9 protein-coding genes are annotated in these 8,189 nt (G+C 56.7%); 2 read left to right on the top strand and 7 right to left on the bottom strand.

All coding sequences use genetic code 11. From position 1 onward, the window contains the following. Together TX82_RS16700 and TX82_RS07430 are read right to left on the bottom strand one after the other, a co-directional pair. Positions 1-711 (bottom strand): c-type cytochrome (locus TX82_RS16700; protein ID WP_042250815.1); only part of this gene is annotated, 711 nt, incomplete at its 3' end. Between the two features lie 51 nt (positions 712-762). Beyond that, positions 763-1,263 carry an Lcl C-terminal domain-containing protein gene (locus TX82_RS07430; RefSeq protein WP_005008854.1) on the bottom strand — a complete coding sequence of 167 codons (501 nt, stop codon included), beginning with the start codon at positions 1,261-1,263 and terminating at the stop codon, positions 763-765. Positions 1,264-1,375: 112 nt separating this feature from the next. Between TX82_RS07430 and TX82_RS07425 the strand changes: the two genes are divergently transcribed. Together TX82_RS07425 and TX82_RS07420 are read left to right on the top strand one after the other, a co-directional pair. Beyond that, positions 1,376-2,128 carry an MBL fold metallo-hydrolase gene (locus TX82_RS07425; protein WP_005008851.1) on the top strand — a complete coding sequence of 251 codons (753 nt, stop codon included), beginning with the start codon at positions 1,376-1,378 and terminating at the stop codon, positions 2,126-2,128. A 283-nt stretch (positions 2,129-2,411) separates the two neighbouring features. Next, on the top strand, positions 2,412-2,846 hold the full coding sequence (locus TX82_RS07420) for a hypothetical protein (RefSeq protein WP_042250813.1): 435 nt from the start codon (positions 2,412-2,414) through the stop codon (positions 2,844-2,846). A gap of 546 nt (positions 2,847-3,392) precedes the next feature. Here TX82_RS07420 and TX82_RS16220 read toward each other — a convergent pair. From TX82_RS16220 to hemG, 5 genes are all read right to left on the bottom strand, one after another. After that, a complete protein-coding gene (locus TX82_RS16220; protein WP_005008846.1) occupies positions 3,393-3,542 on the bottom strand; it encodes a hypothetical protein in 150 nt (49 codons plus the stop codon). A gap of 80 nt (positions 3,543-3,622) precedes the next feature. After that, positions 3,623-5,089, bottom strand: a complete 1,467-nt coding sequence (locus tag TX82_RS07415) for a thioredoxin-like domain-containing protein (RefSeq protein ID WP_005008844.1) — start codon at positions 5,087-5,089, stop codon at positions 3,623-3,625. Beyond that, positions 5,082-5,351: a NifU N-terminal domain-containing protein gene (locus TX82_RS07410; protein WP_042250810.1), complete on the bottom strand. Its 270-nt coding sequence runs from the start codon at positions 5,349-5,351 to the stop codon at positions 5,082-5,084. Before TX82_RS07410 ends, TX82_RS07415 begins: the two co-directional genes overlap by 8 nt. A gap of 57 nt (positions 5,352-5,408) precedes the next feature. Then, positions 5,409-6,602 (bottom strand): FIST signal transduction protein, encoded by a 1,194-nt coding sequence (locus tag TX82_RS07405; protein WP_005008842.1) that lies wholly within the window; start codon positions 6,600-6,602, stop codon positions 5,409-5,411. Between the two features lie 47 nt (positions 6,603-6,649). Continuing rightward, positions 6,650-8,101 carry a protoporphyrinogen oxidase gene (gene hemG / locus TX82_RS07400; protein ID WP_005008840.1) on the bottom strand — a complete coding sequence of 484 codons (1,452 nt, stop codon included), beginning with the start codon at positions 8,099-8,101 and terminating at the stop codon, positions 6,650-6,652. Positions 8,102-8,189: the final 88 nt, after the last annotated feature.

Below are 8,189 nucleotides of genomic sequence, written 5' to 3'. Positions count from 1 at the left end.
AAAACTCTTGATCATGTTGACCAGGGCCCAGGTGTCCTGTGGAGACAACGCCGCTTCCCAGGCGGGCATGGAGGTGTTGGGCACGCCCTTGATGATGGTGCGGTACAGGCCTTCATCGCGCGGCAGGGTGCCGGTGGGCGTCGAGCGGAATTTGAAGATGCCTTTGCGGAAATCGCGCGGCCAGGGATAAAGGTAATCCACCGCTTCGCCGCCGCCGTTTCCATCCTTGCCGTGGCAGAACACACACATATGCAGGTAGATGTTGCGACCCCGCGCCAGCAGAGCCTGGCTTTTCGTCTGCGGTTGCTGGATGTTGGACAGGTCATGCTCACCGCGGGTGAGGAACGGGTCCTTTTGTCCGCCACCATGCATGTCGTGACCCATGTCATGACCGCCGTGGCCCATATCGTGTCCCATATCATGGCCGCCATGATCCATACCCATGTCGTGGCCGCCGTGATCCATCTTCATGTCGCCCTTGGAGGCCGGTTCCATGTATTCCGATCCAGGCGTGGGGGTGTCCTTGCCTTCACCTTCAAACTGGATCATTCCCTCCGGTTTGTCCGGCAGGTTTTCCAGATCGTGTTCGTGTTTCTGTTCGCCATGTGAGAACACGCCCGCAGGGGTGACGAAAACGAGAAATGCGGCGAGGACGCCCAATGCCGCAAGCGTGTTCCACAACCCCGTTCCACCCTTGAAAAAAGTTTTCATTGCCTGAGGTCCCCTAAATGAGTGGGTTGGTCTCCCCCGTTGCATTGCCGGTCATGGTTTGTGCTCGCGGACCATCCGCACCCCCTGGTCCAGGTCGCCCAGGTCCTTGAGGTTGAAATAGTCCTCATTCTGTCCCAGCCCGAAGTACCAGGCATGATCCAGATTGCGTTCGTCCCGGCTCCACAAATAATAACTGCCCCCACCTTCAAACGCCTCCGGAAGCCCGATGGGTTCTCCGTCCTTGCTGCTCAAAGGCCGCCGTGCATCCCACAATGCGTTGAGTTCATCCATTGTGGGCAGACGCCAGTCGTTGTACCCGGCGAATTTATCGGCGTTTTTCTTATTGACGTATTCCAGGGCATCGTACCAGTTCATGCCCTCTTTCAATTCGTGGTAGGAATCCTTCGCCTGCCACATCAGACCCGTCTGCTTATCCAGCACCGTTCCGTTTCCGTTTTTCTGGAATCGCGGGGCATCCGCTGCCGTAGCAACAGACCCCATCAAACCTGTCCACAGTATCAGCAGGAGCGTGAGCAAGAAACCTGAACGCATGAAACCACCTTGAGTGAGTGTGAAATTCATTTGAACGGCAACGTTCCTTTATTATACTTACCGGGATACGGCAAACCAAACCCTTTTTATTATAATGATTTCAGGGGCTTTCATGAAGGTCACCATCCTCGGTTCCGGCACCGCCGTTCCCGATCTGAAGCGAAACTCGGCAGGCGTCCTGCTGGAAAATGACGGCAAGCGGTACCTCGTCGATTGCGGTTACGGCACGGTGCATCAGCTGCTTCGCCTCGGCATCACTTACCACGACATCGACGGCATTTTCTTCACCCACCATCACCCCGACCACATGTGCGACTTGGTCTACCTGCTGTTTGGCAGTCAGTACCCCGGCGACCCGCGGACGAAAGACCTGCCCATCGTCGCCGCACCGGGATTCCGTGCCTACTTCGACAATTTGATGAGCGCGTTCAACAACTGGCTGGTGCCGAAGACCTACCAGGTGAACATTCTCGAACAGGATGAGGAAACCCGGGTTTACGATGGTTTGCGCGTCACCACCGCGCGGGTTCAGCACATCGAGATGAGCCGGGGCTACCGCTTTGAAAATACCGAGGGGAAGAACGTGGCCATCTCCGGCGACACCGAATACCATCCCAACCTCGCGGTGCTGGGAAAGGACGCGGACCTGATGATCATCGAATGCTCGACGCCGGATGAGATGAAAGTGGAAAAGCATTCAACGCCCTCCATTTGCGGACGCATGGCGCGGGAAGCCAGATGCCGAACCCTGTGCCTCACCCACTTCTACCCCCCCTGCGACGATGCCACTGTTCTGGGACAATGTCGGAAGGAATTCGACGGCGAAATCGTATTGGCCCGGGACCTCACCGCTTTCAACCTGTAACCCGTCCCCCCTTTTGACAATTTTTGTCTACGAGCCCAGATTCCGTATTTTTGTGACGAAATTTGTCCCCAAAGCCCAGACATCGGTACAGACGAAACTACCAGATCAAAAATGAATATCCCTTCTCCGCTTTTTAACCTGAGATTAAATCAGCCTGATTCAAGGCTTTTTAGGATTTCGGTCAACAAGCTGGCAAAAAATATATCGACTGTCTTAAGTTTTGGAACGGGGATTGCTCTATAGGAGGCAGAACATGAATCGGTCATTCAGAAAGGATTGCAAGATGAAACTCAGCCGCCCGATATTCATCCCCCTGCTCAGCTTGATCATTGTCGCCATTTCCATGGAAAACGTGCTGGCGTTTTGCGTGCATTCCAAATCCGGTGAGATGGGTGAAGGTTTGAACCTGTATCCCGGAGGCCTTCTCGCCCTCATGTCTTTTATAACGGGCACGATTTTTTACAAAAAATTCGTCCAGCCCGGCGCGCAGGAAAACCCGGTGCCTCCCCCCGCGGCAACGGAATGGGACGAAAAGGTTGTGAATTCGAACGAGGCATTCAACCTGGATCACATGTATTCTGAAAGCCAGGCAGACCAGCTGTTCCCCCAGGAACACGAGTATTGTGAATGGGAACCCCAGCAGGCGCACTTGCGGCATTTGAAAATCGGGCAAAACTTCGCTTCATGGGCGCAACTCACCCAATTCCGCAATAACTGAATTCCACCGTTCATCTTGATCTTAATCTACGCAACGACCAGCCATTCGGAACCAGCGGATTCGGGCATTCGCCGGCCCCCCCGGATGGCTGGCCTTTTTTAGCGGGAAGCCACTGACTTCATCCAACCTGTATCAGGAAACACGTGTCATTTTTTGACAAACGTACTGACCATTTTTGTCATTTTTCATTTCAAATCTGGGCAGAAAACCCATCGCTTTGAGAGGAATCTCGACTTCAACAAATATTCTTAAGATCGACCCAAAACCTTCTTGCCCGGCAGATTAAATCAAATCAAGCCGTTATTAAATTGCTCGAAAAGAAATGCCGCAGGCGGGGAGGAAAAACGTGATTTTGGAATGCAATTTGCTCTTTATAATGACAGCAAGAAGGTAGTGCCGTTCAACGGCAACCAACTTAACACTGCCACCTGGCGGTGTATTTGGCAAGACTCCTCCAAGTAACTTGCCTAAAATGGGAAGGGCCGGCTCCATGCGGGGGCGCCGGCCCTTTTCTTTTTTTCAGATTATTTTGGAACTGGTTTTCTTTTATTCCGTTTTGTTTTCGCCCCTGAGCAGGGCGAAGAACCAGCTGAGCAGCTTGAACACGGCAATGCCGCCCAGGAGGCCGGCAATCAACTGCAATAACGGCGGCAGTTGAGCAAGAAAATTGTCGAACCAGTTAAAGAGATCGGACATGGATTCGGTAAGCGAAGGTTATAAATTGGAGGTCATCATAGCATACATCCGGCCCTGCATCGGTTTCTGCGAGGCGGACATCAGCCGATAAAAATTTCGGTCTTTTCGGTATCGAGGTCGATTTTCAAAATACGGTGGTTGTTGGTGTCGGAAACGTACAGCACCTTGTCGAGGCACAGCACCCCCGCGGGTTCCCACAACCGCGTGCACCGCTTGTCGTCGCACACAATGTCCACCGACGCCTCCACCGTGTGCACCTCGTGCGTGGCGAGGTCCAGCACCCGAATCTTATGATTGTACGAGTCCGCGATGAACACCGCGCCCTCGACGTAATGCACCCCCAGGGGATGCTGAAGCACGGCTTCCTTTCCAACCCCGTCGCGGTCGCCGAAGTCGAACAAGCCCGTACCGACATACGTCTCCACCTTGCCCTGCCCTCCGAGTTCGATGGAACGGATGGCGCTGGTTTCGCTGTCGGCGAGAAACAGTTTGCCGTCGCCCACCGTCAACCCGCTGGGCTGGGCGAACGGCGCCTGCAGGCGCGGCCCGTCCTGAAGCGCTTCCGCTCCCGTTCCCGCAAACTGCTCGACGGTGTCCGCGGCAATGTGGTAGCGCCCAATCTGGTGCGTGCCGGCGTTGGCAAAATACAATGCGCCTTCGTGCAGGGACACATCCCACGGCGAACTCAGCGCCGTCTCTTTCGCCGGATGCGTGTCGCGCAGAAACCCACCCTGATCGCCCGTACCCGCAACCGTGGTCACCTGTTTTGAATTCAAGTCGATTTTGCGGAGCAGATGATTCTCCGTATCCGCCACCCACACCACGTCGTCCTGAAAACACAATCCCTGCGGCCGGTAAAACGACGCCTCTTCAAACCCGCCGTCGGCCTTGCCCACAGCTCCGCTTCCAATGCGATGCCGGATCGTTCCTTCCCTGTCCGCTATCACCACCTGGTTGTGATTGGCGTCGGCCACGGCGAACAGTTTGTCGCTTTCGCTGTAGGCGATCTTGCCGGGAAAGCTGAGCTCGCTTTTCGTTTCAGGTTTGAGCGGTTGGATCAAGTCCGCCGCGTTGCCCTGCAAAAATCCTTTCTCGCGAAGTTCCTTCACCAGGCTGTTCATCGTCTCTTCCAGCAGATCCGCGTTCGGCTCGCCGGGCAGTTGACCCAGAATGTAGCCGTCCGGCCCGATGAACACGAGCGTCGGCCACGCGCGGATGGCGTAGCGGTTCCAGATTTTGAAATCGCGGTCGTGCACGATCGGGTGCACGATCTCGTACCGCCGGATGGCGCGTTCGACGTTGTCGGTCACTTTCTCCCCGGGAAACTTCGGGCTGTGCACGCCGATGACCACCACGTGCTCGGCGAACTTTTCTTCTATGCGCTTGAGCGTGGGGATGACGTGGATGCAGTTGATGCAACAGAACGTCCAGAAGTCGAGAATAACGACCTTGCCCTTCAGTTCCGGCAGGTCCAGCGGCCGGGCCGCGTTGAACCACGGCAGGTCGCCCGCTTCCAGCGGCGGTGCGTGGATCAGTCTCTCATTCATAAGCTTTGTTGATGGCGGCCTCTGCGGTGGGCTGGATAACGTCCCAGCCAACATCGGGACGCTTGGTGACGGTGATGAAGTCGGCCATCAGAAACACGCTGATCACGCCTTCGATACCGAACAGCGCCGTGGCCACCGGCGACTCTGCCGCCGCCTCCTTATTGGGATAAGTCTTGTGCCCGCTTTCGATGGCGGGTTTGTCGAGTGTGAATTTCAACGCGTTTTCATTCGGCGTCGACGACACCTGAATGTTGACAGGCATGATGGTTCTCCTCCTCAATTTATTTATCGGATGAAATGCATTGTTTTGGGTTGGACCTCAAACGGAACTGGGCGCCGGACGGAAGATGCCGAACGAACTGGTGTAGCCGTGCAGAAAGGTGTTCTGCCCGACGGGCCCGATCTCGCCGTTGCAGAAAAATCCGCCGAGCGGAATCTCGCCCAGCTTGTCCTTGAACACATTGCAATCGTGGTTGGCCTCGCCATACAGATACTGCCCCCGGCCGAGACAGGAAAACAACAGCGCACCGCAGGCATCGTCGCCCCTTCCCTGCTTCGAATACTTGCTCAGCATGACGTTCAAATCTTCGTCCGACATCACCTTGTCGCGCAGGTGAAACTGCACCAACTGGCCCTCGCGCAATGGCGCCCCGATGGACAACGCGCCGCTCTCGCGATCGACGCCGATGAGGTTGCGGATCAGGAAGTCCCCCTGCCCTGGATCGTCCTTCAACGGGTCCATCTCGATGCCGAGGAACAGTGACGTCTGCATGAGCTTGCGGTCGTTTTCGCTCATCGTCTCCACCATCTCCTCCAGCACCTGGATCGGCGGTTTGTTGTCCACTTCCTCCAGCAAATATTCATTGCACTTGGTGATGCTCATGGGCTGGCCGATCGGCCGGCATCCCTGTGCAACGATGGTGTCGAGCTGGATGTTGCCGCTGAGTGCCACGCCGATGAGGCCGTTGTTGTACATGCGGTCGCCGATGTACATCACGTTGCCGCCCTGGAAATGCGAACCGCTGGCGAGTCCCCCGACCTTTGCCGAGTTGGGGTAGGCGAAATCCATGCCCGCCAGAAACTCCTCGCCGCGAAACGAAAAGGGATCGGCGAGCAGGATGAACTGCGGGTTGGATTCCGCAGGCACACCCAGCCATTCGCGCCACACGCTGGGCGCGGTGTCGGGATCGGGCAGGGCCATGGTGTCGGTTTGGATTTCCTGAATCGTCACGCCCGGCAGGTGCGCGCAGGTCAGGCTGAACGCGTGTTGCTGCTCCACCTCCTGCCCGCCACCAATGATGCCGCCGCCGGTGCACCCCAGAAGGGTGCCGATCGACAACTGCTCGCGCAACAGCTTCGGAATCTGCGGAAGCTTGTCCTTAAAGTGCGGCGAGACGAACATCACCGTCAGATGGATTTCGTTGTCGCCCATCTGCTCGCGGACCGCCTTCGCGGTCTCTTCGATGCACTGTTCGATGGTCTCGCCCGTCGATATGCTAGAGGCCCATTTCATTCGGAACTCTCCTGAATTCTATTTGAGATGATCCGCCGTCATGAATATCATCCGGCGGAGGTTTCGGCGGCCGTCCCGCGCAGGATACGGAATGCCGACTCCACCGTGCGGGTGCCGTTCAACACGCAGTCGGGAATGCCGACGCCGTGGTAGGCACTGCCCGCAACGTACAAGCCGGGGAACGGTTTCAGTTCGTTGTACACGGACTCGATCAATTGGCCGTGGCCGACATGATACTGCACGTTGCCTTTTTTGTACTGGAACACTTTGTAAAATTCGGGTTCGTTATCAAAACCCATGATGTCCTGTAACTCGCCCAGCACGGTTTTGTAGATGTCTTCTTCCGATTGTTCGGCGTATGGTTCGTTCAACGCGCCGCCGACATACGAGCGGAGCAAGACGTAATCCTCCGGCGCGCGGCCGTAAAATTTCGACGTCACCCACGTGCAGGCGCTGATCTTGCGTCCTTCACTGTAAGGCACCACGAAACCGAAACCGTTGAGCGGATGCTTGAACGTTTCTTTCTTGAACGCCAGCGTCACCGCCGCCGTGGAGACAAACGGAATGCGGTGCAACAACTCCGCCGCGCGCGGTGCCACCGGTTCGAACAACTTCGCCGTCACATTCGCGGGCGTGGTCACCAGCACCGCGTCGGCTTCCAGCCGCTCGCCCGTGTCCAGCTCCACCTGCCAGCCGTCGTCTTTCTGCAGGAGCGCCTTCACCCGCGTCTGTTTGCGGAAGGTGATGTCCGGCGACTCTTCGATGATGCGTTCGATCATCGACCCCAGCCCGTTTTTCAAACTCACGAAAAACGTGAACGGCGTGTAGCCTTTTTTCGGTTGCGGGGCGGGCGCGGCTTTCATGCGCTGGCGTTTCGCCGCCAGCATGCCGAGGATCAACGAACGGTATTTCTTCTCCGTCTGCGAGAACATGGGAAACGTGCTGTGCAGGCTCATCGTTTCCGGATCGCTGGAATAGATGCCACACATGAGCGGTTGCGCCATCCTTTGCAACGCCTCTTCACCGAGACGGCGGCGCACGAACGACGCCAGGCTCTCGTCGCGGTTGCTGAACTTTTTCGGCAGGACCAGGTCCATCGCCATGCGCATCTTACCGGGAATGCTGAACAGGGGAGACAACGCGAACGGCAGGAACTTGGTCGGCACCATGAGTGTCAGCCCGTCGGGCAGGGTGACCATCTTTTTGTTCAGATAGACGTAGGTCTTGGGGGTTTCCGGGCGCGTGCTCATCAGCTCGCCCTCGAGGCCGATCTTCTTGCACAGCTCCAGCGCCCAGGGTTTTTGCGTGATGAAGCTGTCCGGCCCGCGTTCCAAGATGAACCCGTTTTCGCGGATCGTGCAGATCTTGCCGCCCCAGCGGTCGGAGCCTTCCAGCACGGTGCAGTCGATGTCGCCCTGCCCGTTGTTGAACTCTTCCTGAACGCGGTACGCCGCCGCCAGCCCGGCGATGCCGCCCCCGATGATGACCAGTTTTTTCATGGCGCTAATTATGACAGGTTTCCCACGGCGAGGCAATCAGGCGAAATCTCATGGATTTTCGTGGGGAGTTCAATGGTTAGCAGAAAGG

Source organism: Nitrospina gracilis 3/211, assembly GCF_000341545.2.
GTDB lineage: Bacteria > Nitrospinota > Nitrospinia > Nitrospinales > Nitrospinaceae > Nitrospina > Nitrospina gracilis.
This window is presented reverse-complemented; position numbering and strand designations above follow the sequence as displayed.